This window comes from Nonomuraea sp. NPDC004580 (genome assembly GCF_040609855.1).
GTDB lineage: Bacteria > Actinomycetota > Actinomycetes > Streptosporangiales > Streptosporangiaceae > Nonomuraea > Nonomuraea salmonea.
Genome location: NZ_JBEXLH010000019.1, coordinates 105,000 through 129,199, shown reverse-complemented (window position 1 = coordinate 129,199; position 24,200 = coordinate 105,000). Strand labels below are relative to the sequence as shown.

General features: G+C 71.9%; 20 protein-coding genes. 16 read left to right on the top strand and 4 right to left on the bottom strand.

What is annotated here, in order from left to right; all coding sequences use genetic code 11:
• Nucleotides 1-19: 19 nt before the first annotated feature.
• Nucleotides 20-1,396, bottom strand: coding sequence for a hypothetical protein (locus tag ABZW11_RS21350; RefSeq protein ID WP_355419576.1), 1,377 nt, complete (start codon nucleotides 1,394-1,396; stop codon nucleotides 20-22).
• A 478-nt stretch (nucleotides 1,397-1,874) separates the two neighbouring features.
• Between ABZW11_RS21350 and ABZW11_RS21345 the strand changes: the two genes are divergently transcribed.
• From ABZW11_RS21345 to ABZW11_RS21315, 7 genes are all read left to right on the top strand, one after another.
• Nucleotides 1,875-2,267 carry a GntR family transcriptional regulator gene (locus ABZW11_RS21345; protein ID WP_345404214.1) on the top strand — a complete coding sequence of 131 codons (393 nt, stop codon included), beginning with the start codon at nucleotides 1,875-1,877 and terminating at the stop codon, nucleotides 2,265-2,267.
• Nucleotides 2,268-2,301: 34 nt separating this feature from the next.
• On the top strand, nucleotides 2,302-3,225 hold the full coding sequence (locus ABZW11_RS21340) for an ABC transporter ATP-binding protein (RefSeq protein WP_355419575.1): 924 nt from the start codon (nucleotides 2,302-2,304) through the stop codon (nucleotides 3,223-3,225).
• Nucleotides 3,222-4,265 carry an ABC transporter permease gene (locus ABZW11_RS21335; protein WP_355419573.1) on the top strand — a complete coding sequence of 348 codons (1,044 nt, stop codon included), beginning with the start codon at nucleotides 3,222-3,224 and terminating at the stop codon, nucleotides 4,263-4,265. Before ABZW11_RS21340 ends, ABZW11_RS21335 begins: the two co-directional genes overlap by 4 nt.
• A gap of 66 nt (nucleotides 4,266-4,331) precedes the next feature.
• Complete coding sequence (locus ABZW11_RS21330) at nucleotides 4,332-5,513, top strand: alpha/beta hydrolase (protein ID WP_355419571.1); 1,182 nt, start codon at nucleotides 4,332-4,334, stop codon at nucleotides 5,511-5,513.
• 78 nt (nucleotides 5,514-5,591) lie between these two features.
• Nucleotides 5,592-5,891 (top strand): helix-turn-helix domain-containing protein, encoded by a 300-nt coding sequence (locus ABZW11_RS21325; protein WP_355419569.1) that lies wholly within the window; start codon nucleotides 5,592-5,594, stop codon nucleotides 5,889-5,891.
• Nucleotides 5,892-6,428: 537 nt separating this feature from the next.
• The gene (locus ABZW11_RS21320) at nucleotides 6,429-7,898 is read left to right on the top strand and encodes an MFS transporter (RefSeq protein ID WP_355419567.1); all 1,470 of its coding nucleotides are present in this window, start codon (nucleotides 6,429-6,431) and stop codon (nucleotides 7,896-7,898) included.
• The gene (locus tag ABZW11_RS21315; RefSeq protein ID WP_355419565.1) at nucleotides 7,895-8,338 is read left to right on the top strand and encodes a MarR family transcriptional regulator; all 444 of its coding nucleotides are present in this window, start codon (nucleotides 7,895-7,897) and stop codon (nucleotides 8,336-8,338) included. Before ABZW11_RS21320 ends, ABZW11_RS21315 begins: the two co-directional genes overlap by 4 nt.
• Here ABZW11_RS21315 and ABZW11_RS21310 read toward each other — a convergent pair.
• Both ABZW11_RS21310 and ABZW11_RS21305 read right to left on the bottom strand, forming a co-directional pair.
• Nucleotides 8,335-9,819: a M81 family metallopeptidase gene (locus tag ABZW11_RS21310; protein WP_355419563.1), complete on the bottom strand. Its 1,485-nt coding sequence runs from the start codon at nucleotides 9,817-9,819 to the stop codon at nucleotides 8,335-8,337. The two genes, ABZW11_RS21315 and ABZW11_RS21310, sit on opposite strands and share 4 nt — an antisense overlap.
• Before the next feature lie 11 nt (nucleotides 9,820-9,830).
• Nucleotides 9,831-10,985, bottom strand: coding sequence for an ROK family transcriptional regulator (locus tag ABZW11_RS21305; RefSeq protein WP_355419561.1), 1,155 nt, complete (start codon nucleotides 10,983-10,985; stop codon nucleotides 9,831-9,833).
• 302 nt (nucleotides 10,986-11,287) lie between these two features.
• On the opposite strand from ABZW11_RS21305, the gene ABZW11_RS21300 reads away from it, so the two are divergent.
• Genes ABZW11_RS21300 through ABZW11_RS21285 form a run of 4 tightly spaced genes read left to right on the top strand, consistent with a single transcriptional unit; the run spans nucleotide 11,288 to nucleotide 16,913 of the window.
• Nucleotides 11,288-13,018 (top strand): peptide ABC transporter substrate-binding protein, encoded by a 1,731-nt coding sequence (locus tag ABZW11_RS21300; protein WP_355419559.1) that lies wholly within the window; start codon nucleotides 11,288-11,290, stop codon nucleotides 13,016-13,018.
• Between the two features lie 3 nt (nucleotides 13,019-13,021).
• Nucleotides 13,022-13,981 carry an ABC transporter permease gene (locus tag ABZW11_RS21295; RefSeq protein ID WP_355419557.1) on the top strand — a complete coding sequence of 320 codons (960 nt, stop codon included), beginning with the start codon at nucleotides 13,022-13,024 and terminating at the stop codon, nucleotides 13,979-13,981.
• Nucleotides 13,978-14,859, top strand: a complete 882-nt coding sequence (locus ABZW11_RS21290) for an ABC transporter permease (protein ID WP_355419555.1) — start codon at nucleotides 13,978-13,980, stop codon at nucleotides 14,857-14,859. The genes ABZW11_RS21295 and ABZW11_RS21290 overlap by 4 nt, the downstream gene beginning before the upstream one ends.
• A 17-nt stretch (nucleotides 14,860-14,876) precedes the next feature.
• Nucleotides 14,877-16,913, top strand: coding sequence for an ABC transporter ATP-binding protein (locus ABZW11_RS21285; protein WP_355419553.1), 2,037 nt, complete (start codon nucleotides 14,877-14,879; stop codon nucleotides 16,911-16,913).
• A 6-nt stretch (nucleotides 16,914-16,919) separates the two neighbouring features.
• On the opposite strand, the gene ABZW11_RS21280 is transcribed toward ABZW11_RS21285, so the two are convergent.
• Entirely contained in the window at nucleotides 16,920-18,533 is a 1,614-nt protein-coding gene (locus tag ABZW11_RS21280) for a heparinase II/III family protein (protein WP_355419551.1), read from the bottom strand.
• 101 nt (nucleotides 18,534-18,634) lie between these two features.
• On the opposite strand from ABZW11_RS21280, the gene ABZW11_RS21275 reads away from it, so the two are divergent.
• The 5 genes from ABZW11_RS21275 to manA all read left to right on the top strand — a co-directional run bounded on the left by ABZW11_RS21275 (nucleotide 18,635) and on the right by manA (nucleotide 24,199).
• Nucleotides 18,635-19,591 (top strand): hypothetical protein, encoded by a 957-nt coding sequence (locus tag ABZW11_RS21275; protein WP_355419549.1) that lies wholly within the window; start codon nucleotides 18,635-18,637, stop codon nucleotides 19,589-19,591.
• Between the two features lie 74 nt (nucleotides 19,592-19,665).
• Nucleotides 19,666-20,610 (top strand): hypothetical protein, encoded by a 945-nt coding sequence (locus ABZW11_RS21270; protein ID WP_345404155.1) that lies wholly within the window; start codon nucleotides 19,666-19,668, stop codon nucleotides 20,608-20,610.
• Nucleotides 20,607-21,698 (top strand): FAD-dependent oxidoreductase, encoded by a 1,092-nt coding sequence (locus ABZW11_RS21265; protein ID WP_355419547.1) that lies wholly within the window; start codon nucleotides 20,607-20,609, stop codon nucleotides 21,696-21,698. Before ABZW11_RS21270 ends, ABZW11_RS21265 begins: the two co-directional genes overlap by 4 nt.
• Nucleotides 21,695-22,915, top strand: coding sequence for a cytochrome P450 (locus ABZW11_RS21260; RefSeq protein ID WP_355419545.1), 1,221 nt, complete (start codon nucleotides 21,695-21,697; stop codon nucleotides 22,913-22,915). The genes ABZW11_RS21265 and ABZW11_RS21260 overlap by 4 nt, the downstream gene beginning before the upstream one ends.
• A 90-nt stretch (nucleotides 22,916-23,005) precedes the next feature.
• Nucleotides 23,006-24,199, top strand: a complete 1,194-nt coding sequence (manA, locus tag ABZW11_RS21255) for a mannose-6-phosphate isomerase, class I (protein WP_355419543.1) — start codon at nucleotides 23,006-23,008, stop codon at nucleotides 24,197-24,199.
• Nucleotide 24,200: the final 1 nt, after the last annotated feature.

Below are 24,200 nucleotides of genomic sequence, written 5' to 3'. Positions count from 1 at the left end.
CCTTCCTCCTCGGCTATCGTCAGGGGCCGTCGAAGGGCCCGTCCATTCTGCCGATGTCTCTTCGTATTCCGTGGATCTCGCGAGTGCGGTCAGCGAGCTCTTCAGCCGGTCCGACGGTCTTTCCCACAGTCAGGCTCGACCTGTCGATGATCTTGTTATCGCGCCCGTGGACGGCCGTCGCGCGCGACTTGGCGTGCGCGGCCACCATCCCTTCTGACCGGTCGACGCGCGTAGGAGTATCGCCGTAATCCGCGACGCGCAGCACCATGTCCGGGTGGATGGCCCGCAGGGCTTCGTCTGCCTCCCGGTTGAACCGTTGTGCGTTGTCGCGATCAGCGGGATTCCGCAGCAGGTGGGCGAGGCTCTCGACCAGATGCGGATTATCCCGCAGCAGCACCGACAGAGGCATCCGGCCGCGCTCGATGGTATGGCGATGTTGCGTCCGGACGGTGTTCCGATTTCCGTGCACGACGGTGTCACCGTCGATCACCTCCGTCCTGGCATCGGCGGCCGCCTCGAAGGTCACCCTGCTTCTGAGGCGCTCCTCCGGCTCGCCGGCCGTCGTGAGCAAGCGACGGAACCGCTTGTTGGCCTGGTGGTCGCCCGGTTCGCCGACCACGCGGATCAACGCCTTGCGGATGTCACCACGCTCGAGTTTCCTCGCCAGCTCTTCGGTGTCGAACGTCATCTTCCTGATGCGGTAGCCGGTCTTCCTCTCGACCCTGTTGTGGTCACCGATGGCCACGGCGGAGAAGTTGTGGAAGGTCATCTTGCGAACGGGCACGGACCCCTTGCCGCGCTGGTCAAGGCGGGCATGTGGCTCCACGGCGATCGTGACCACGATCTTCCGGCGCGGGCCGGGCCGTTCAGGCTCGGAACGATCGGCCGGCGCATCGATGCGCACCGCAGGTCCCGTCCGCGCCTGGCGGTCGGACCGCCGGAAGACCTCTTCAGCAGGCGGCTTCACAGCGTCGCCCGCCGGCGCCTGCCACAATTCCCTCCTACGCCTGGCCGCTCCAGAAAGGTCCTCGAAGGAAGGGACCTCCGCACTTCCCGAGAGCCGCCCTGCTGATCCCTCCTGGCCGGCCGACGGCCTTCCTGCCGCCGAGAACCCGGAAGCGGCAGGTGAGCGCTCGGCAGGGGAAGGCCGACCCCGCATGCCGCTCTCCGGTTTTTCAGATCGATACTCGTTATCCCTTCTCTCGAAGGAGACGGGCACCGATGAGGGCGCCGGGCGCGAGGGCGTCGGGGTCCGCCTTGTCAGCGGCGGCGGTTCGGGCTCTGCCGGGAGGACCGGCTCGGCGAGATCCCGCCGCCGGTTGCGTTCCAGTCGGTACGCGAGGCCGAGCAGTACGCCGGCGGAAAGGAAACAGCTGAGGGAGACCAGCGTGCTCATGACACCTGCCTGGGTCTACCGCCGGAGGAAAGCCCGCCGGTCCGTGGTGAACCCATAGTGGCCGGGCGAGCCCTGACCTGGGTGTAGCGGTGCCGATCGAGTATGGTTTCCCGGCCCTGTCACGTACGGGCGTTCTTGCGGGAGCGGTAGTTCGCCACCTCGGCCACCTGGCCGGCGCGCTGACGCACTGCCGGGGTCCCGGAGGACACCATCGCGACGATCGCCGGCGCCCTCGCCCCACTCCGCGACCAGGTGGTGAACGGGGCGGTGTCCGTGGCCTGACCACCACGGGGACCGCGCCGTTCGCGCTCGTGGCGCCGTTCGCCGGCTGGAGCGTCTGGGCGTCGATGGCCGACGCGGAGTGTCCTGTGCCGTACTCCCGTCCGGTTCAGCCCGCTGCACCGCGAGCGCCGGCCCTGGGCGCGAATCGACACGGCTTCCACCATAGTGCTATGAATATAGATAAATGGAGGAAGTTGTGATCGAGTTCTATCTGGACGGCCGCTCGGGGCTGTCGCCGTACCTGCAGCTCGTCCAGCAGGTACGTCATGCGCTGCGCCTCGGCCTGCTCCGCGAGGGCGACCAGTTGCCCACGGTCAAGGACGTGGTGGCGCGCCTGGCGATCAACCCCAACACCGTGCTCAAGGCCTACCGCGAGCTCGAACACGACGGGCTGGTCACCGCCCGTCCCGGTGTGGGGACGTTCGTGACCAGGACGCTGGCCGACACCACGCTGGCCGCGCACGGCCCCCTGCGGCAGGAGTTGCGGCGCTGGCTGGCCCGCGCCAGGAAGGCCGGGCTGGACGACGAGAGCATCGAGGCGCTGTTCATGACCACCTTTCGCAGCGTCGCTCAGGAGGACATAGCGTGAGCGCGCCACATGTGACGGCGCCGAGGCGGCCCACATGAGCGCGAGCGTGCGGGCGCGGGCGCTGACCAAGAGGTTCGGACGTCGGACGGCGCTGACCGGCTGCACTCTCGACATCCCGGCCGGGCACGTGACCGGCCTCGTCGGCCCCAACGGCGCGGGCAAGTCGACCCTGCTGAGCCTGGCCGCCGGGATGCTGACCCCCACCTCGGGCACGATCGAGGTGTGCGGCGGCCGTCCGGGCAGCGGCCCCGAGCAGCTCACCAAGGTCGGGTACGTCGCGCAGGACGCCCCCGTCTACGCCGGCCTCACCGTGGCCGACCATCTCGAGCTGGGCGCCCGGCTCAACACCGGCTGGGACGACGCCTTCGCCCGCGCCCGGGTCGAGCGGCTCGGGCTCGACCCACGGCAGCGGGCCGGGAAGCTGTCGGGCGGCGAGCGCGCCCAGCTCGCCCTGACGATGGGCCTGGCCAAGCGGCCCGAGCTGCTGCTGCTCGACGAGCCGGTGGCGACGCTCGATCCGCTCGCCCGCCGCGAGTTCCTCCAGGACCTCATGGAGGCGGTCGTCGAGCAGGGGCTCGGCGTCGTGCTCTCCTCCCATCTGGTCGCCGACCTGGAACGCGTCTGCGACCGGGTGGTCGTCCTGGCCCGCGGCGAGCTCAGGCTCGACGGGGACGTCGATGAGCTGCTGGCGGTGCACCACCGGCTCAGCGGGCCCCGCCGCGACAGCCTTCCTGCCGACCAGCACGTGGTCACCGCCGCGCACACCGAGCGGCAGAGCACGCTGATCGTCCGTACGGAGGCGCCGATCCTCGACCCCGCCTGGGCCGTCGGCGCCCTCACCCTGGAGGACCTCGTCCTCGCCTACATGAGCCCGCCCACCGAACCCCCCGGATCCGGCAGGCACGGGCCCGGCGCGGAAGGGCCCGGGGAGCGGCCGGCGCTGGAGATCGTCCGATGATCTGGTTGACCTGGCGTCAGTTCCGTTCCCATGCCCTGATCGCGGTCGCCCTCCTGGTCGCCGTCGCCGTCACCCTGGCGGTCACCGGCCCGCCGCTGCGGCACCTCTCCCGGGTGGCCCCCACCGACGAGACCCTGTTCTACGCCGGCGCGACGCTCGTCCACCTCCTGCCCGCCCTCATCGGCGCCTTCTGGGGCGCGCCGCTGATCGCCCGCGAGCTGGAGACGGGCACCCACCGCCTGGCGTGGAACCAGGGCGTCACCCGCACCCGCTGGCTGGCCGTCAAGCTGGCGGTCGTCGGATCGGCGGCCGTGGCCGCGTCGGGGCTGCTCAGCCTGGCGGTCACCTGGTGGGCCGGCCCGCTCGACACGGTCGCCGGCACGGCCGTGCCCACCACCTGGTGGGCCGACGTCACCGTGCTCCCCGTCGGCGTGGAGGGCCCTGGCCTCCTCCCGCGGGTCGATCCCCGGCTGTTCGGCGCTCGCGGCGTGGCGCCGATCGGGTACGCCGCGTTCGCCTTCATGCTCGGCGTCGCCGCGGGAGCGGTCATCCGCAGGACCGTGCCGGCGATGGCGGTCACGCTCGCCGTCTTCGCGCTGGTCCAGCTCGCCGTGCCCCTGGCGGTCCGTCCGCACCTGCTGCCGGCCGAGCGGCGCACGGCCCCGATCACGGCGACGAACGTCCGCTCGTTCGACCCCACCGTCCCCCGCCTGACCGTCGCGGGACCGCCGGGAGCGTGGCTGCTGGCCAACGACACCCTGGACGCCCGCGGCCGCACGGTCACCGCCCTGCCCGCATGGACCCGTGAGTGCTCGCCACCGCCGCCCACGTCGGGACAGCCCGCGCCCTCGCGGATCGGCCTGCCGGCCGTGCAGGCGTGCTTCGCCAAGCTCACTGATCTCGGCTACCGGCAGCGGTTCGCGTACCACCCGCTCGGCTCCTTCTGGCCGCTCCAATGGGTGGAGACCGCGCTGTTCCTGGCCCTGTCGGCGCTGCTCGCCGGCTTCTGCCTCTGGTGGACCCGCCACCGCCTGCCCTAGGGCACTGACGCTCACCCCGGCCACGGGGTCACTCAACCCTGCCAGAAAACAAGAAGGGACACTGTCATGAGTCATGCCCGCACACGGTTCAAGCGCGGAATGGCCGTCGCCGCGAGCCTGCTCGCCCTGGCTACGCCGGCCGTGACCGCGACGCCCGCATCAGCGGCGGCGCCCCCCGTGCCCGCCCTGCCCAGGCCGACCGGCTCCAGCCCGGTCGGCGTCACGTCCCTGCACCTGAAGGACACCTCACGCGCCGACCCGTGGGTGCCCTCGGTGACGTTCAGGGAGCTCATGGTGTCGGTGTGGTACCCGGCGAAGTCGCCGGGCCGCGAGCGGGCGCAGTACATGACGCCCAAGGAGTCCGAGCTGCTCCTGAAGGACGGGAAGATCACCACCGTCCCCGCCGACATCCTCAGCAAGACCAGGACCAACGCCTTCACCGACGCCGAGCCGGCCGGGCGCAAGCGCGGCCTGCCGCTCGTCGTGCTCTCCCCCGGCCACGGCAAGCCCCGCTCGGAGCTCACCGGGCTGGCGGAGGAGCTGGCGAGCAGGGGGTACGTGGTGGCCGCGATCGAGCACACCTATGAGAGCGTCGCGACGACCTTCCCCGGCGGGCGCGTCACCGAGTGCGTCACCTGCGAGATCGACAAGAACCCCGGCTGGTGGGTGGGGCTGGTCAAGAGCCGGGCGCGCGACGTGTCCTTCGTCCTCGACCGGCTGACCGGGCCGCGACCGGCGTGGAACGGCTCCCGCCTCATCGACCCGTCCAAGATCGCGATGGCGGGGCACTCCGTCGGAGGCGCCAGCACCATCCCGACCCTGTTGAGCGACTCCCGCGTCCGCGCCGGCATCGACATCGACGGCACCACCGACATGGCGATCCCGGACAGCGGGCTGAAGCGGCCGTTCCTGTTCCTGGGCAAGCCGGCCACCTACACCCCCGGCCAGGGTGAGGCCGCCGCCACCTGGGAGCGCGACTGGAAGCGGCTCACCGGATGGAAGCGCTGGCTGCTGCTGACCGGGGCCGAGCACCTGTCGTTCACCGACCTCGGCCTGCTGGTCGACCAGCTCGGCATCGACGCCGGCGCCGACATCGCCGGGGCCCGCGCCATGACGATCACCCGCAGCTACGTGACGGCCTTCCTCGACCAGCACCTGCGCAAGAGGCACCGCCCGCAGCTGGACAAGCCGTCCCCCCGCTTCCCCGAGATCAAGCACTGCGCCCCTGAGAGCAAGACCTGCAGGTAGGAGCACGGCGGCGCGCGCATTTCCAAGATCCAGTAGAGGTCTTGAGCATTTCCGCGCGCCGCCCCTAGCGTCGTGGTCATGCGACAGATCGACGACCTGGACATGCTCAGGGTGCTGACGAACCGGTTCAGGATGAAGATGTTCGGGCTGCTGTTCCGGATCGGTCCCGTCACGGTGAGCGAGCTGGCCAGGCGGATGGACGCCGACCCCGGCCAGGTGAGCTACCACCTGCGGCAGCTGCAGCGCTACGACATGATCGAGGACGTGCCCGAGCTGGCCAGGGACAGCAGGGAGCGCTGGGTGCGGACGGCCATGCGCGGCTGGCGGTTCGACACCGACCTCGAAGGTCCTGACGCCGAGGCCGTGATCAGAGCATGATCCCGCCCCGCCCGGACGGGTGCGCGCCCGGCTCGCGGACGTCTTACGCCGCGTGGCCGACCGCCTCGAACCCGTCCTGCCGCCCGTCCTGCCGCCCGTCCGCGCCGGTCAGGACTGGCGCGGGTCGTAGCCTCTGAAGCTGCTCAGCACCACGGCGCTGTCCGGCAGGAGGGGCACCCCGCTGCTGGAGTCGAGCACAGCTCGGCCGGGCCTTGGTCGTACATCCTGACCTCCTGGACATCGTCGGCGACCGGCCGGGGCGGCCCTCCCATGGCGGCCGGGTCCACCGCGACCCGCCGGAACCGCCCGGGGACGCCGTGCACGGTGAAGTCCCACGTGGGCACCCGGAGATCGGGAAAGGCCCGCCCCCTGAAGCGACCCTCCCGCCATGAGCGACACCCCCCGGACAACCCCCGCGCTCCTCGTCATCGGCGCGACCGGCCGCACCGGAGAGCACGTCCCGGCCTACCATCCGGGCACTTCCCCCACACTCCACCCAGGCGGTGACATCGTTAGTTATGCGAATATAATCGTTGTATGCCTATAACCGATCAGTCCACCGCCGCCGCGGCGGCTCCCCCCGCGCTCGGCCGGCGGCGGCGGATGCTCGTCCTGGCCATCTGCTGCATGAGCCTGTTCATCGTCGGCCTGGACAACACGATCGTGAACATCGCGCTGCCCGCCATCCGGCGCGACCTGAACGCCTCCGTCTCCGGCCTGCAGTGGATCATCGACGCCTACACGGTGGTGCTGGCCAGCCTGCTCATGCTGGCCGGCTCCACCGGCGACAGGATCGGCCGGCGCCGCACGTTCCAGACCGGCCTGACGCTGTTCACGCTGGGCTCGCTCATGTGCTCACTGGCACCGAGCCTCGGCTGGCTGATCGGGGCGCGGGCGCTGCAGGCGGTCGGCGGTTCGATGCTGAACCCGGTCGCCATGTCGATCATCACGAACACCTTCACCGAGCCGCGCGAGCGGGCCAGGGCGATCGGCGTGTGGGGCGGGGTGAGCGGCGTCAGCATGGCGCTGGGCCCGCTGGTGGGCGGCGCGCTGGTGGGCGCGGTCGGCTGGCAGTCGATCTTCTGGATCAACATCCCGGTGGGGGTGGCCGCGTTCGTGCTGTGCGCGCTGTTCGTGCCCGAGTCGCGCGCGCCGCGCCCGCGCAGGGTGGACCCGGTGGGTCAGGTGCTGGTCATCGTGGCGCTGGCGACGCTGACGTTCGGGCTGATCGAGGCGCCGGCCGCCGGATGGGGGTCGCCGCGTACGCTGGCCTGCTTCGCGGTGGCGGCGCTGGCGCTGGCCGGGCTGATCCGTTACGAGCTGCGCACCGAGGAGCCGCTGATCGAGCTGCGCTTCTTCCGCAGCGTGCCGTTCGCGGGCGCGACCGTGACGGCGGTGTGCGGGTTCGCCGCGCTCGGCGGCTTCCTGTTCGTCAACACCCTCTACCTGCAGGACGTGCTGGGCCTGTCCGCGCTGCACGCCGGCCTCTACACGCTGCCCATGGCGGGGCTGACCGTGCTGTGCTCGCCGCTGGCGGGCCGGATCGTGGCCAACGCGGGCACCCGCGTGCCGCTGCTGCTGGCCGGCGCCTCGATCGGGGCGAGCGGCCTGATCATGACGGGGCTGGCGACGGACACGCCGATCTGGCGGCTGATGGCCGCGTACGTGCTGTTCGGCCTCGGCTTCGGCATGCTGAACGCGCCGATCACCAACACCGCCGTGTCCGGCATGCCGCGCGCGCAGGCCGGGGTGGCGGCGGCGGTGACCTCGACCAGCCGGCAGATCGGGCAGACGCTCGGCGTCGCGGTCATCGGCGCGCTGGTCACCTCGGCGGTGGCGGGCCCGTTCGCCACCGGGTTCCCGGCGGCCAGCCACGTCGGCTACTGGATCGTGACCGGCTGCGGCGTGGCGATCGTGCTGCTCGCTATCCTGACCACCACCGGCTGGGCCCGCCGCAGCGCCGCGCGCACCGCCGAACGGCTGGCCCACCCGCAGGAGACGACATGAGCGAGACCCACGAGCAGGAGGCGGTGGCCCGGGTGTGGGCCGCCATGTACGACTTGGTCCTGCGCCAGGAGAACCGCCGCAAGGAGGTGGCCGACGCGCTGGGCATGAGCTTCTTCCGCGTCAAGGCGCTGCGCTACCTGCTGGCCGGGCCGATGACCATGCGGGAGCTGACGGCCGAGCTGGCCACCGACAAGCCGTACACCTCGCTGATGGTGGACGACCTGGAGCGGCGCGGCTACGTCACCCGCAGCGTCTCCCCCGGCGACCGCCGCAGCAAGATCGTCACGCTGACGCCGTCGGGCACGGCGGTCGCCGAGGAGGCCCAGCGCATCCTGGCCAGGCCGCCGCGCTCCCTGCTGGCCCTCGGCCCCGACGACCTGGCCGCGCTCGACCGCATCATGACCAAGCTGCGCACCCCTGAGGCGCAGGCCGCGCGTTAGAGGGCGGCGTCGGCGTCGAGCGGGAAGATGGGCCGCTTGAGGTTGCGGTAGGGCAGCCGGTGCAGGTCCTGGTCCACGCCGCCGGGCGTGAGCGCCAGCATCCAGCCGGCGGCGGCCTCGAACAGCTCGGGCTCCAGGTACCCGATCTTCACGGTGACGACGTCCACCTCGGCGACCTCCACTCCCAGCCGCCGGTACGACTCCAGCAGCCGGTACTGCATGCGCCGCGAGGTGAGGAAGACGCTCAGCCCGCCGATGCGCACGCTGACCACCCGGCCACCGTCGGGGTCGTCGGCCACGGCCTCCAGCGTGCCCTCCAGCAGGAGCGGCCCCGGTGCGCGGGTGTCGATCCGGCCGCCGGCGCGCACGCTGACGGGCGAGCCGACCGGCAGGTGCCCGACGCGCGCCACCGCCTCGGGGTCGACGAGGGAGGCGAAGACGGCGCGTACGGAGCCGTCGCGGATCTGGGGCCTGGCCAGCAGCCGCTCCAGGGCGTAGGTGACGTCGTCGGCTCCGCCCGCGCCCGGGTTGTCGCCGGAGTCGCTGATGAAGTACGGCCGGGCCGCGCCCTCCTTCAGCGCCGCGTCGAGGCATTCGTCCATGGTGCCGGTGGGGGCGACGAAGGCGAAGTCGTCGCGGGCGTCCCAGAACGCCTGGCCCAGCTCGCGGGCGGCCTGCTCGGTGGCGTCCCGGTCGGTGCCGGTGGCCACGACGGCGCCGGTGCAGCGCGGCTCGTCGGCCCAGGCGAAGCCGATCCAGATGGCCGCGTCGATCACGCCGGGCCTGGACTCGACCTCGGGGATGCGGGCGTACAGGCCGCGGGCGGGCTCGACGCGGGTGCTGGTCATCTCGCCGGGCAGCAGGATCGGCACGTGCACGAGCGCCTTGTGCGGCCGGCCGCCGGCGTGGAGCGCCTCGACGAGGTTGCGGGCGGCGCGCTCGCGGGTCTCCCAGACGTCCACGTGAGGCGCGGTGCGGTAGCAGGTCAGCAGGTCGCAGCCGTCGAACAGGACGTGGGAGACGTTGCCGTGCAGGTCCATCGCGGCCGACACGAGCGGCTCGGGCCCCGTCACGGAGCGGATCGCGGTGATGAGGTCGCCTTCGGCGTCCTCGCGGCCGACGACGCTCATGGCGCCGTGGATGTCGAGCAGCACCCCGTCGAAGCCTCCCTGGCCGAGGCCCTGGACGATCTCCGCGCGCCAGGCGTCGTACGCGGCGGGCTCGACGGCGCCGCCGGGCAGGGCGCGGGCGTGCACGAGCGGCACCCACTCGACCCCGGCCGCCCACGGGCTGCCCAGCCAGTCGTAGCGGTCGAGCAAGGCTTGGCCGCGGGTGACGTCGAAATCGGCGGTGCCGCTCAGGTGCGGCGAGAAGGTGCTGGACTCGATGTGGATGCCGCAGACGGCGATGCGCAGAGGCGCGGTGCTGGACTCGGTGGTGGACTCGGTGGGTGACACGGCGGTGGACTCGGTGGGTGACACGGTGGTGCTTCCTAGGTGGTGGCGTCGGTGGCGGAGTGCAGGTCGGTCGTCTCGCGCAGCAGCCGGCCGAGCCCGATGAGGGCGGCGTCGGGGCCTGCCGCGCTCGCCTCGATGGACAGTGACTGGGTCAGGGGCGGCAGGCAGCGCTCGTACAGCATGCCTTTGACGGCCGCGACGTAGACGTCGAGGCTGGACAGCGCGCCGCCGATGACGACGCTGTCGGGGTTGAGGAAGTTGACCAGGCCCGACAGGGCGACGCCGAGCAGCCGGCCGGCCTGGCGCACGAGCGTCACGACGGCGGGGTCGGCGTCCACGGTGGCGGCGACGACGTCGCGCAGCCCGGTGACGGGCCGGCCGCGGCGGGCCAGCTCGCGCACGAGCGCGGCGCCGCTGGCGACGGTCTCCAGGCAGCCGCGGCTGCCGCAGGAGCATTCGCGCTCGCCGCTGTCGGCCACCCGCACGTGGGTGAGGTCGCCGGACAGGCCGCGCCCGCCACGGTAGATGCGGCCGCCGGTGACCAGGCAGCCGCCGATGCCGCTGCCGGCCTTGACGTAGATCATGTCGCCGGTGGCGCGGCGGGTGACGTACTCGCCGATGGCGGCGGCCTTGGCGTCGTTGTCGGCGAGGGCGCCGGCCTGGAAGCGCTCGCGCAGGTCGGCCTGGACGTCGTAGCCGCTCCAGCCGGGCATGCGGGCCGGGCCGACGAGCCGGCCGTGCGGGAAGTCGACGGGCCCGGGCAGCGCCATGCCGACGGCCAGCAGGCGGCGGCCGGGCGCGTGGGCGGTCCTGACGCGGTCGAAGGCCTCGCTGATCTCGTCGAAGATCGCCTGCGGGCCTGCGCTTATGTCGACGGCGAGCTCCTCGGCGACCTGGAGTGCTCCTGAGGGGGCGCACAGGCCGACGCGGGCGTGCCGGCCGCCGAGCTCGGCCACGGCGAGCACGCCGCCGTCCTCGCGCAGCCGCAGGATCCTGGGCCGGCGGCCGCCGGTCGAGGCGCCGACGCCCTCCTCCAGAATCGTGCCCTCCTCCAGCAGGCGGCGTACCACGCTGGAGACCGTCGAGGGAGCCACCTCCAGGAGCTCCACCAGGTCCGCACGGGAGGTGGCCTTGCCGCTGGCCAGCAGGTTCAGCGCCTGCTCGCGCAGCTTGGCGGGCGGCTCCGGCATGTCTCTCCTCCCCCCTGGCGCAGCGCAGGCGAGCACGGGGGCCCGCGAGCGAGCCCGACCCCTGGGCCCAGGCGGGCCATCACAGCAGACGCCCATCATCGGGCACGAAGACGATCACCGAAAGATGTCGCATGCGTTCCACGCGGATCTCGCCCGGCGGATCTCCTCGCGGCGGACTCTATCCCGAAATAAGTGGTCCGAACAAAGCGGATTTTTCACATTGACTTAGTACTTGTACCTCTATACATTCTCCGGACTGAAGGCCCCCTGGAGGGCCCGCGCACGTCTCGACGAGGAGAAACATGGGGACGAGAACCCGCATCGTGAGCGGCGTGGTGGCCATCGGGCTCGGTTTGACCGCCTGCAGCGCGGGCGCCGGCGGCGGTACGCCGCAAGGCGGAGCGGCGCAGAGCAAGGACACCGTGACCGTGGCCCTCCGCACGCCGAACTGGATCCTGCCGATCTCGGCCCCCGGATTCACCCAGGGCGAGAACGACATCTTCTCCACCGCCCTGTACCGCAAGCTCTACAGCTTCCAGCTCGACGGCACGACCGAGGACAACGTCAACCCGACGCGGTCGCTCGCCGAGCCGCCCGTGGTCAGCGACAAGGGCAGGACGCTGACCATCACACTCAAGGACAACACCTGGTCCGACGGCAAGCCGATCACCACCAAGGACGTCGAGTTCTGGTGGGACCTGGTGACCACCAACAAGGACAAGTGGGCCTCCTACCGGCCCGGCGGCTTCCCCGACAACGTCGCCGACTTCAAGGTCAAGGACGACAAGACCTTCTCGATCACCACCAAGAAGGCCTACAACGCCGCCTGGTTCGTCGGCAACCAGCTCAACCGCATCGTCCCGCTCCCTCAGCACGCCTGGGACAAGGGCGACCCCAAGAAGACGTTCGAAGAGCTGACCGCCGCCTCCAAGGACCCCAAGACCTACGCCACCAACCCGCTGTGGAAGACCACCAGCGGCCCCTGGAAGCTGGAGAGCTACGTCCCCAGCGGCGAGGTGGTCCTGGCCAAGCAGGACGCCTACTCCGGCCCCGACAAGCCGAAGATCGGCAAGATCGTGCTGCGCCCGTTCACCGGCGACGACGCCGAGTTCAACGTGCTGCGCGCCGGCGACATCGACTACGGCTACATCCCGCCGGCCAACCTGTCGCAGAAGTCGTACCTGGAGTCCAAGGGCTACAAGGTCGCCCCCTGGTACGGGTGGTCGATCACGTACCTGCAGCTGAACTTCAACAACCCCAAGACCGGGGCGCTGTTCAAGCAGCCGTACCTGCGCCAGGCGCTGCAGCACCTCATCGACCAGCCCACGATCAGCAAGGTCATCTGGGCCGGCATGGCCGCCCCCACCTGCGGCCCCGTCCCCGCCAAGCAGGGCTCGCCGGCCGGCGAGGGCTGCGTCTACCCGTTCGACCCGGCCAAGGCCAAGCAGCTGCTGGAGAGCCACGGCTGGAAGGTCACCCCCGACGGGACCACCACCTGCGCCGACCCCGCGCTGTGCGGTGCGGGCATCGCCAAGGACACCCCGCTGAACTTCACCGTCACCAGCCAGTCCGGCTTCGCCGCGACCACCAAGATGTTCGCCGAGATCAAGTCCCAGATGGCCAAGCTCGGCGTGCAGCTGACCATCAAGGAGGTGCCCGACTCCGTCGCGGTCACCCCCGCCTGCAAGCCGGAGGAGTCCAAGTGCGACTGGGACATGTCGTTCTTCGGCTCCCAGGGCAGCTGGTACTACCCCGCCTTCGCCTCCGGTGAGCGGCTCTTCCAGACCGACGCCCCCGTCAACCTCGGCAGCTACAGCAGCCCTGAGGCCGACGAGCTGATCGAGAAGGCGCAGTTCTCCGACGACGCCGGCGCCCTTCAGGAGTACAACGACTTCCTGGCCAAGGACCTGCCGGTGCTGTGGATGCCCAACCCCGTCTACCAGATCTCGGCGTACAGGTCGGGCCTGCAGGGCGTCGAGCCGCAGGACCCGATGAACCTCATGTACTTCCAAGACTGGTCCTGGAAGAGCTGACCCTTGCCCCGGTACCTCCTCACCCGTCTGGGCCAGGCCCTGGTCATCGTGATCCTGGTGACGCTGATCACCTTCGTGATCCTGCACCTGCTGCCGGGAGGCGCGGCCAGGGCCATCCTGGGCAAGGAAGCGACGCTCGAGCAGATCGCCGCCTTCAACCACGAGATGGGGTACGACCGGCCGCTGTGGCAGCAGTACGCGATGTACCTGCAGCGGCTGGTCACCGGCGACCTGGGCTACTCCTTCCAGCTCAACCAGTCGGTGTCGGAGGCCATCACGCAGCGGCTGCCCAAGACCATGCTGCTGTCGCTGGCCTCGACCCTGCTGGCGGTCGTGGTGGCCGTCCCGCTCGGCGTGGTGCAGGCCGTACGGCGTAACCGCTGGCCCGACTACACCATCAACGGGCTGTCGCTGCTGGCCTACGCCACCCCGATCTTCTTCATGGGCCTCATGATGATCATCCTGTTCTCGCAGGTGTGGCCGCTGCTGCCGCCCGAGGCGCCGCAGGGCTTCACGCTGGCCGAGGTGCTGGCCGACCCGGCCGGGCTGGTGCTGCCCACGGTCACGCTGGCCATCCTCACCGTCGCCGTCTACTCCCGCTACGTACGCTCGTCCATGGTCGACAACCTCAACGAGAACTACGTGCGCACGGCCCGCGGCAAGGGCCTGTCGGAGAGCCGCGTGATCGTCGGCCACACCCTGCGCAACGGCCTGTTCCCCGTCATCACGCTGCTCGGCATGTACCTGCCGGCGCTGTTCAGCGGCGCCCTGGTGGTCGAGCGGCTGTTCAACTACCCCGGCATGGGGCTGCTGTTCTGGCAGGCGGCGCTCAAGCGGGACTACCCGATCCTGCTCGGCGTCACCCTGCTGATCTCCGTGGCCACCGTGCTGGGCGCGCTGGTCGCCGACGTGCTCTACGCCGCCGTCGACCCGCGCGTACGACTCAAGGCAGGCCGCTCATGACCGCGACCCCGCACGAGGACGAGGCGCCCGTCCGCGGCATGTGGCGCCAGGGCCTGGAGGTGTTCTGCGAGAACCGGCTGGCCCTGGTGGGCGTCGGCCTGTTCGTGCTGCTGGCCGCCTTCAGCTTCCTCGGGCCGCTGTTCTACCAGACCGACCAGGTGCACACCGACCTGACGAAGGTGTTCCTCACCCCCGGCGACGGGCATCCGCTCGGCACCGACGGCGTCGGCTACGACCAGCTCGGCCGGCTCATGCTGGGCGGGCAGACCTCCATCGTGGTCGGCCTGGCGGCCGGCCTGCTGGCCACGGTCGTCGGCACCGTCTGGGGCGCCGTCGCGGGCTTCGCCGGCGGCTGGCTGGATGCGGTGATGATGCGCGTGGTCGACGCGTTCATGTCGATCCCGGCGCTGTTCCTGTTCATGCTCATGGCCTCGATCGTCACGCCGACGGTGCCGATGCTCATCGTCATCATCGGCGCCTTCGCCTGGCTCGGCCCCGCCCGGCTGGTCCGCGGCGAGGCGCTGACGCTGCGCACCCGCGAGTACGTCATGGCGATGCGCGGCATGGGCGGCACCGGCGGGCGCGCGGTACGCCGGCACATCATCCCCAACGCCATCGGCACGGTGATCGTCAACGCCACCTTCCAGGTGGCCGACGCCATCCTGTACGTGGCCTACCTGTCCTTCCTCGGGCTGGGCGTGCCGCCACCCGCCGCGAACTGGGGCGGCATGCTGTCGGACGGCCTGTCGGACACCTTCAGCGGCCACTGGTGGCTGCTCTACCCGCCGGGCATCGCCATCATCCTCATCGTCCTCGCCTTCAACTTCATCGGCGACGGGCTGAGGGACGTCTTCGAGGTCCGCCTCCGGCGGCGTTGACAGGAGTTTTTCGCACCATGGGGAACCCCACCAGCGAGCCGCTGCTGCGGCTGCGCGACCTCAGCACCGACATCGCGCTGCGGCGCGGCACCGTGCACGCGCTCGACCGCGTCACCCTCGACGTCCACCAGGGCGAGACGCTCGGCATCGTCGGCGAGTCGGGCAGCGGCAAGACCATGACCGTGCTGTCGATCATGGGGCTGCTGCCTGCCGGCGGGTCCGTCGTCGGCGGGGAGATCCTCTTCGACGGCCGCGACCTGCGCACCATGCAGGCCCCCGAGCTGCGCCGGGTGCGCGGCGTCGAGATGGGCATGGTCTTCCAGGACCCGCTCACCTCGCTCAACCCCACCATGCGCATCGGCGCCCAGGTGGCCGAGCCGCTGCGGGTGCACCAGAAGGTCGGCAAGTCCGAGGCGCGCGAGCGGGCGATCGAGATCCTGCGCAGGGTCGGCATGCCCCGCCCCGACAAGATCGTCGACGACCATCCGCACCAGCTCTCGGGCGGCATGCGCCAGCGCGTCGTCATCGCCATGGCGCTCATCCGCTCCCCGCGCCTGCTCATCGCCGACGAGCCCACCACGGCCCTGGACGTCACCACCCAGCGCCAGATCCTGGAGCTCATCGACGACCTGCGCGAAGAGTTCAAGATGGCGGTCATCCTGGTCACCCACGACCTCGGCGTGATCGCCGGCCGCGCCGACCGCGTCGCCGTCATGTACGCCGGCCGCGTCGTCGAGACCGCCACCACCCCCGAGCTGTTCCGCGCGCCCCGGCACCGCTACACCGAGGCGCTCATGCGCGCCCTGCCCGAGTCGGCCACCGACGGCGACGGCCGCCTCTACAGCATCCCCGGCCTGCCGCCCGACCTGTCGCGCCCGCTGACCGGCTGCCGCTTCGCGCCGCGCTGCCGCTTCGCCACCGACGAGTGCCGCACCGGCGACATCGCGCTCACTCCGGCTGGGAACGGGGCCGGGAACGGGCACGCCTTCGCCTGCCTGCACCCCGTCACCGAGCCCGTCGTGCTCGCCCCGCCCACCGGCCGCGAGCAGGCCGCCACGGCCGCCGCCGAGCCGATCCTGAGCGTGCGCGACCTGGTGAAGGAGTACGACGCGGGCGGCGCCGGGCTCAAGCGCTCCAGCGGCAGGGTCAGCGCCGTGGCCGGGGTGTCGTTCGAGGTCGCGCCCGGTGAGACGCTCGGCATCGTGGGCGAGTCGGGCTGCGGCAAGTCCACCGTCGGCCGGCTCGTGGCCGGGCTCGAGCCCGCCACCGGCGGCAGCATCGTCGTGGACGGCACCGACATCGCCGGCCTCGACCGGCGCGCCCGCCACCGCATGCACCGGCAGGTGCAGCTGATGTTCCAGGACAGCTACGCGGCGATGAACCCGCGCATGCGCATCGACTCCATCCTCACCGAGCCGCTGGAGATCCAGCAGGTCGGCGACGCGGCGCAGCGGCGCGCCCGGGTCACCGAGCTGCTCGACCAGGTCGGCCTGCCCAGGACGGCGCTGGAGCGCTACCCGCACGAGTTCTCCGGCGGCCAGCTGCAGCGCATCGGCCTGGCCAGGTCGCTGGCGCTGCGGCCCCGGCTCATCGTCGCCGACGAGCCGGTCAGCGCGCTGGACGTCTCGGTGCAGGCCCAGGTGCTCAACCTGATGCGGGACCTGCAGGGCGAGCTGGGCCTGTCGTACGTGTTCATCAGCCACGACCTGTCCGTGGTCGACTACATGGCCGACAGGATCGGCGTGATGTACCTCGGCAAGATGGTCGAGATCGGGCCCGCCCACGAGGTCGTCCGCGCCCCGCGCCACCCCTACACGCAGGCGCTGCTGGACGCCGTCCCCTCGCCGGACCCCGATCACGTGCCCAGCCCGGACACCACGATCAAGGGCGAGCTGCCCAGCGCGCTCAACCCGCCGACCGGCTGCCGCTTCCGTACCCGCTGCCCGCTCGCGCAGGACATATGCGCTGCCGAGCCGCCCCTTCAGGGCGGGGCGCACCAGGTGGCCTGCCACTTCCCGCTGCGTCAGGAGGAGCCGGCCGCGCCCCTGGCGTAGCCCTGATCAGCCGTCCACGATGAAGGTGAACCGGTGCGCGCCCGACGCCACCCTGGCCGACAGGCGCACCCGGTGCACGGTTTCCTGCTCGCCGTCGTGGCCGCGTACCGCCAGCTCGTCGGCCTCGGCCCGCCACCCGGCCGGAACCGCCAGCGCGACCGGGCCCCACGCGACCCGGCCATCGCCCAGCACCGGGCGGCGGCGCGACACGAACACCTCGGTCACCCGCGCGTCCCGCGTGGTGAAGCCGAAGGCGTCGGTCAGCTCCAGCCCGCCGGGCCGCCACCGGAACGTCCGGGTGAGCCGCTCCAGGCAGGGCACCGCGTAGGCGGCGGTGAGGTCGAGCGCGAACGTCACCGCGTCCCCGTCGACGGCGTGCTCCAGCACCTCGGCCCGCCGCTCGGGCCCCGGCACCTGCCCTCGCCCCTCGACCAGCGGGATCGAGTGCCACTCCGCCGACGCCTGCGGCACCAGGTAGCGGCCCTCGCGGAAGTAGTCACGGGTGTACTCCGGCGCGCCCAGATCGTCCAGCACCGTCTCACCCCGCACGTGCAGCACGAACGTTCCGACGTCGAGGTGGTTGTGCGGCTCGTCGTTGTGCCCGCCCTTGGCCGCGAACGCCGCCCCGCCGGACCGCGCCACCACGATGCCCGCGTCCGGCAGGTACGCATGCGGCTCCGGCTCCGGCACCGGAATCTCCCGCGCCCACCACAACGTCCGCGACAGATGCCCCCACCGGTAACAGGCGTCGTCATGGAACGACGGCTCCCCCGCGGCCACCGGCACCGGAACGCCCAGCCGCTCCGACAGCCGCGACAGCAGCCCCGCCGGATAGACGCCGCGCGCCTGCGCGTCCGCGAAGGCCGGCCTGGTGCCGTCACCCAGATCCACCCGCGCCGGGTAGGCGGCCATCTCCCGCACGTGCGGATCGTCCAGCAGGTCCTCGCCGGTGTGCTCGCGCAGCGCCTCGGCGAAGTACACGAAGTACCCGAACCCGTACGCCCAATAGTCAGGCCCCTCCAGGCAGGCGCCGTCGGCGCCCGTACCCGACAGGAACGCCTCCATCGCGCCCTTCAGCCGCGCCACCACCCGATCGGCGCCCAGAGCCAGCGCCGCCGCGCCCACCGCGCCCGCGCACACCGCCGACCAGTTGTGCCGGGCCGACTCCCACCACATCGTCCCCGTCCCCAGCGGGGCGAAGACCCGCCGCTCCACCTCCGCGCGCACCCGAGCCCGCACCCGCGCGTCCACGTGCCCGCCCAGCAACCGCACGCCCTCCGCCAGCGTCTGCGCCGTCTCGGCGGCGAACAGGTCCACGAACGCGTTGGGGTCACCGCCCTCCGGCTCGTGCGCCGGCAGCACCCAGGAGTACTCGTCGCACACCGACCACAGCAGGTCGTCCAGCGCCGGATCGGGCCGGTCGTCCAGGTGCGCGGCCAGCAGCAGCGCGGCCAGCCTGCGGCGGCGCTCGAAGTAGGCGCCCTCGTACGCCAGCCGGTCCCCGCCGTCGGCGAAACGCCGCCACAGGGAGAACGTCAGCTCGGGAGCCGGCGACGTACGGGCGCGCTCCGCCTCCTCGTGAATCTCGCGGACCAGACGGGTCAAGACATCGGCGGACATACGGTCCTTCCACCTCCAGCGGGGTCACGTGATTCTTCCAGCCCCCGGCCCGCGGAATATCGCCTCGCGGCACGACCACCCGCCCGGCTAGATTCATGAACGTGGCGCAACCCCTCGAAATCGCGTGCGACGAATCCGGCGCGGAGGGCGAGAAGCTCGTCGGCGGCAACAGCGACGTCTTCGCCCACGCCAGCGTGCTCATGGACGCCGAGGCGGCCGCCGCCGTCATCGACGAGCTGCGCGTGCGGGCGCCCACCCCCGCCGACGAATACCGCGCCAACCACGTCCTGCGCGAGAAGCACCGCGCCGCCCTGCTCTGGCTGCTCGGCCCCAGCGGCCCCGTGCTCGGCCACGTCCGCGTCTTCGTCGCCGACAAGACCTTCTGGCTCACCGGCAAGGTCACCGGCCTGCTCCAGGACGACCACACCCCGCGCCTCGGCCTCGACCCGCTCGCCAGAGCCGACGCCCTGGCCCTCTACCGCGAGGGCCGCCGCACCTTCGGCCCCGGCCGCTGGGCCGCCTTCCTCGACTCCTTCAACTACCTGCTGCGCGCCAAGAACGGCCAGGGCATCACCACCTCCGTCGCCGACACGTACCTGCTGATCGGCGAGCTGCGCACGGCGAAAGGCCCGGCCGGCGACGTCATGCGCGCGCTGTGGGAGGTCCGCGACCGCGTCGAGGAGTTCCGCGAGCGCCTGCTGAGCGACCCCCACGTCTTCCCCGCGCTCGACCCGCTCATCCCCGCCATCGTCCAGGCCGTCACCTCCTGGGGCGACGGCCGCGGCCCCGTCTCCGTCGTGCACGACCGCCAGACCACGCTGACCGACGAGCGCATCGCCCAGATGCGGCAGGCACTCGGCGGCCGGATGGCCGGGCTCCGGCTCGTCGTCTCCGAGCTGGACGAGCGCGTGCAGGTCGCCGACGTGCTGGCCGGCATCGCCCGCAAGGCCGCCTCCGACGAGCTCAACGGCCGCCCCGACCCCGAGCTGACCCCCCTCCTGCGGCCCTACGTCGATCCCGCCTCCATCTGGGCCGACGAACGCGGCCCTTTCGCATAAGCCCAGGTCATGCCCCGGTAAACACCGCCACCCCCACACGATCGCCACCAAACGTAACGTTAGAGTGACGTAGTGTGAACGAGACGAAGCAACTGGAAATCTCCTGGCCCGGCCTCGGCATCACCGTGGCCGCCGAACTCGACCAGCGCAACCCCTCACTGGCCCAGGCCCTGTGGGACGCGCTGCCCTACCGCAGCCTCCAAGGGCACGCCCTGGTCGCCGGGTACCACCTGTACCACCTCGCCCCGGTCCACGCCCTGCTGCACACCGCCGCCGAATACAAGGTGGACCGCCGCACCGTGCCCGACGGCACCCTGTTCTGCTCCCGCCTGCAACACCTCGGCATCAAGTACGGCGAACTCACCGAACCCATGACCGCCACCCCGATCGGCCAGGTCGCCGAAGAGGACCTCGACGCCCTCATCCACGCCGGCCGCGAAGTGTGGAACTCCGTCTACACCACCAAGGAACCGGTCATCGCCGAAGTCCGCCGCGCCGGCCAGACCGGCGGCCACGTGCTGCCCCGCCTGCCCGTCGGCGACCCCGAGCTCAACCAGCTCGCCAAAGAGGTGCACGCCGAGACCGAGCGCATCTGGCTCGACCCGCCCAGAGAGCTGCTCGACCTGCACGAAGGCCGCATCCCGTCCGGCGCGGGCAGCTACGAGACCGTCCTGACCACCCTGCTGTTCGTCAACGGCGAGACCCGCCCGCTCGGCTACAGCTGCTACGGCGGCCTCGTCCGCGCCGCACTCGACGGCATGCCCATGCCCTGGCTGCGCCAGATGACCCGCCAGCTCGCCCACACACCCGCCGAGTTCCTCGGCTACTGCGGCCTCGACCGCCTCTGGGACTTCACCCAGCGCCTCCTGGACGGCCTCGAACGCCTCGACAGCCACGAGGACTACATCGCGATCATGGCCCACATGGCCCTCTACTGCAACTGCCTCGGCGGCTGGAACCTGCACCTGTTCCCCTGGGAGGCCGGAGCCCACCTGCGCAGACTGCAGGTCCAGGCATGAGCGCCGGATCCCGCGTGGTGGTGATCGGCGGCGGCGTCATCGGGCTGTCGATCGCCTACCACCTCGCCGAAGCAGGAACCGACGTCGTCCTGCTCGAACGCGGCACGCTCGGCTCCGGCGCCTCCCGCGCCACCGCCGACGTCGTGCGCTCCTACTTCGCCGGCAACCCGGTCAGCTCCGCGCTCGCCGTCCGCAGCCTCGCCGCCTACCACGCCTTCCCCGAAAGGCCCGGCATCGACCTGCCGCTACGCCAGGTCGGCTACCTCGTGCTGTTCACCGAAGCCGAGCAGGTCACCGCCTTCGAAGCCGACCTGCCCGCCCAGCACGCCGCCGGCGTCGACGTCGGCCTCATCGGCGCCAAGGAGGCCAGGCGCCGCAACCCGCTCATCGGCGACCTGCCGCTGCTGGCCGCCGCCTACTCGCCCGACGCCTACATCTCCGACACCACCGCCATCGTCACCGCCTACGCCATGGCCGCCGAGAAAGCCGGCGCCACCCTGCGCACCGGCTGCCCGGTCACCGCCATCGACGCCGAAGCAGGCCGCGTCCAGACCGCCGACGGCGAACTGTCCGCCGACGCCATCGTCTGCGCCGCCGGCGCCTGGTCGGCCTCGCTCGTCCGCTGCGCCGGCGTGGACCTGCCGCTCACCGAGCCCATCGAGCAGGAACTGCTCACCACCGACCCGCTCCCGCCCGGCACGCCCGACATCCCGGTCACCCTGCACGCCGCCAGCGGCCTGCTGATGCGGCGGCGCGACGACCGCATGCTCATCGGCATGGGCTACCCGGGACCCGACCGCGAGTCCTGGCGCCGCGACGTCGCCGCCCGGCTCGCCGAGACGTACCCGAGCCTGGCCGGCCTCGCCCTGCACACCGCCGTCACCGGACTGCGCGACGCCAGCCCCGACAAGACCGCCTTCATCGGCCACCAGCCAGGCCCACCGGCCTTCCTGTACGCGACCGGCTTCTCCGGCCACGGCCTGTGCAACGCGCCCGCCGCCGGCGAACTCGTCCGCGACCTCTACCTCGACCAGGACCCCGGCATGGACGTGACCGCCCTGGCGGTCAGCCCACGACGGACGGGATGACCATGACCGACGACCGCTTCATCCTCGACCCGGCCACCCGCGACATCCACGCCGACAACGAACGCCTGCGCGCCGCGGGACCGCTCGTGCCGGTGACCGCGGAAGGCGTACCGGCCTGGGCCGCCACCCGGTACGCCACGCTCATGACCGTCCTCACCCACCCCGACCTGTCCAGGGAGCTGCGCCACTGGTCAGGCCGCGACACCCTGCCACCGGGCACCGCCATCGACCGCATCGTCACCGACACCTCCATGCTCAACGCCGAAGGCGAACGCCACCGGCGGCTGCGCATGCCGCTCACCGCCGCGTTCTCCCAACGCCGCCTCAACGGCCTGCGCCCGCGCATCGAGGAACTCACCGCCCGGCTCATCGACCACCTCGCGGAGCAGCCGCCCGACCAGCCCGTGGACCTGCGGCTCGAATTCGCCTACCCGCTGCCGCGCGAGGTCATCTCCGAGCTCATCGGCATCCCGCCCGAGCACCAGGACGAGCTGCACCGCCTCACCGACGCCGTCGCCCAGGTCGGCGACCTCGAAGACTCGCCCGGCCTGCGCAAAGAGCTGCACGAACTGCTCGACCAGATCATCGACGAGCGCCGCGGCACACCGGGCGAAGACCTCATCACCGACCTGTTCCGGCTGCACGAGAAGGACGGCGGGCGGCTGTCGGAGGACGAGCTGTTCGCCACCATCGAGCTGCTGTTCATCGCCGGGCACGTCACCACCGTCAACCTCATCACCAACGCCATCGGCGCCCTGCTCGGCCAGCCAGGCCAGCTGGGGATGCTGCTGTCCGGGCAGTGCCCGTACAGCGCGGCCGTCGAGGAGACCCTGCGGTGGGACTCGCCCATCGCGTACTTCCCGATGCGCTACGCCGTACGCGACGTCGAACTCGACGGCGTCCGCGTACGCGCGGGCGAGCCCGTCCTGGCCTGCTTCGCCTCCACCGGACGCGACCCCGACCAGTACGGACCCGACGCCGACCGCTTCGACATCACCCGCACGCAGACCCAGCACCTCGCCTTCGGCCACGGCCCGCACTTCTGCCTGGGCGCGCCACTGGCCAGGCTGGAAGGCGAGATCGCGCTGCGCGCGCTGTTCACCGCCTTCCCCGGCATGCGGCTCGCCACGCCCGCCGAGGACCTGCCGCCGCTGGACACCCTGCTCGGCAACAGCACCCGCGCCATGCCCGTCCTGCTGGGCCTGCGCACCCGCTGACCACATGGGCCGCCCCGCGCGGCCCATCCCGGGTACGCACTCCCCCCGCACGCGTTCTACGCTCCATGAACGACGATTGGAGCCAACGCCGTGCCACACCCCGACCTGCCACCGGCCACCGCCCCCATGCGCCTGGCCACCACCATCCGCCCCTACGACTGGGGCTCGGTCACCGCCCTGCCGCGCCTGTTCGGCACGGAGCCGACCGGCGAACCGCAGGCCGAACTCTGGATGGGCGCCCACCCCGGCGCACCCTCGACCGTGGGCGGCGTCCCGCTGAACGAGCTCATCGCCCACGACCCCGCCGCCACCCTCGGCGCCTCCGCCGCCGACCGCTTCGGCCCCGAGCTGCCCTACCTGCTCAAGGTCCTCGCCATCGAACGCCCGCTCTCCCTCCAGGTCCACCCCACCACCGAGCAGGCCAAGGCCGGCTACGCCGCCGAGAACGCCCGCGGCATCCCGCTCGGCGACCGCACCCGCACGTACAAGGACGCCTCCCACAAGCCCGAGATGGTGTGCGCCCTCACCCCCTTCCACGGCCTGTGCGGCTTCCGCGCCCCCGCCGCCACCGCCGCCCTCCTCGGCCGGCTCGGCCTGCCCGGCCTGCGCCCCTGGATCGGCGCCCTCACCACCGGCGAGCCGGGAGCCGCGCTGCGCCGGGTGTTCGCCGAGATGCTGGACGACGCCGCCCGCCCGTTGCGCGCCGACGTCGAGCGCGCCCTGCTGGAAGCCACGGAGGACGACGAGCTGGCCGTCCACGCCGGCATCGCCCGCGCCTACCCCGGCGACCCGGGCATCGCCGCCGCCCTCCTGCTCAACCACGTCGACCTGGCCCCCGGCGAGGCCCTCTACCTCGGAGCCGGAGTCCCCCACGCCTACCTCGGCGGCATCGGCGTCGAGATCATGGCCAACTCCGACAACGTGCTGCGCTGCGGGCTCACCTCCAAGCACGTGGACGTGCCCGAGCTGATGCGTGTCGTGGACTTCACCCCGACCGCCCCGCACCGGGTCGAGCCGGCCGAGGACCCTCGGGGGGCGTACGCCTACCGGCCGCCCGCCCCCGAGTTCGCCCTCACCCGCCACGAGCTGACCGGCGAGCACACCCATCGGCTGCCCGGCGGGGTGCCGCAGATCGTGCTGTGCGTGGAGGGCGAGGCCCGCCTCGGCGACGATCTGACGCTGCGTCCCGGCGAGTCGGCATTCGTCCCGGCCGCAGTCCCGTCGGTGAGGCTGGTAGGCAAGGGGACGGTCTATCGTGCCGAGCCCGGCGCCTTTACAACGTAGA

What these genes read in the sequence shown, in the direction of transcription:
- ABZW11_RS21305 (WP_355419561.1), bottom strand. Translation starts at nt 10,985, where the DNA reads ATGCCGGAGCCGCCCGCCAAGCTGCGCGAGCAGGCGCTGAACCTGCTG.
- ABZW11_RS21290 (WP_355419555.1), top strand. Translation starts at nt 13,978, where the DNA reads ATGACCGCGACCCCGCACGAGGACGAGGCGCCCGTCCGCGGCATGTGG.
- ABZW11_RS21315 (WP_355419565.1), top strand. Translation starts at nt 7,895, where the DNA reads ATGAGCGAGACCCACGAGCAGGAGGCGGTGGCCCGGGTGTGGGCCGCC.
- ABZW11_RS21350 (WP_355419576.1), bottom strand. Translation starts at nt 1,396, where the DNA reads ATGAGCACGCTGGTCTCCCTCAGCTGTTTCCTTTCCGCCGGCGTACTG.
- ABZW11_RS21320 (WP_355419567.1), top strand. Translation starts at nt 6,429, where the DNA reads ATGCCTATAACCGATCAGTCCACCGCCGCCGCGGCGGCTCCCCCCGCG.
- ABZW11_RS21330 (WP_355419571.1), top strand. Translation starts at nt 4,332, where the DNA reads ATGAGTCATGCCCGCACACGGTTCAAGCGCGGAATGGCCGTCGCCGCG.
- ABZW11_RS21340 (WP_355419575.1), top strand. Translation starts at nt 2,302, where the DNA reads ATGAGCGCGAGCGTGCGGGCGCGGGCGCTGACCAAGAGGTTCGGACGT.
- ABZW11_RS21260 (WP_355419545.1), top strand. Translation starts at nt 21,695, where the DNA reads ATGACCATGACCGACGACCGCTTCATCCTCGACCCGGCCACCCGCGAC.
- ABZW11_RS21265 (WP_355419547.1), top strand. Translation starts at nt 20,607, where the DNA reads ATGAGCGCCGGATCCCGCGTGGTGGTGATCGGCGGCGGCGTCATCGGG.
- ABZW11_RS21300 (WP_355419559.1), top strand. Translation starts at nt 11,288, where the DNA reads ATGGGGACGAGAACCCGCATCGTGAGCGGCGTGGTGGCCATCGGGCTC.
- ABZW11_RS21285 (WP_355419553.1), top strand. Translation starts at nt 14,877, where the DNA reads ATGGGGAACCCCACCAGCGAGCCGCTGCTGCGGCTGCGCGACCTCAGC.
- ABZW11_RS21335 (WP_355419573.1), top strand. Translation starts at nt 3,222, where the DNA reads ATGATCTGGTTGACCTGGCGTCAGTTCCGTTCCCATGCCCTGATCGCG.
- ABZW11_RS21325 (WP_355419569.1), top strand. Translation starts at nt 5,592, where the DNA reads ATGCGACAGATCGACGACCTGGACATGCTCAGGGTGCTGACGAACCGG.
- ABZW11_RS21280 (WP_355419551.1), bottom strand. Translation starts at nt 18,533, where the DNA reads ATGTCCGCCGATGTCTTGACCCGTCTGGTCCGCGAGATTCACGAGGAG.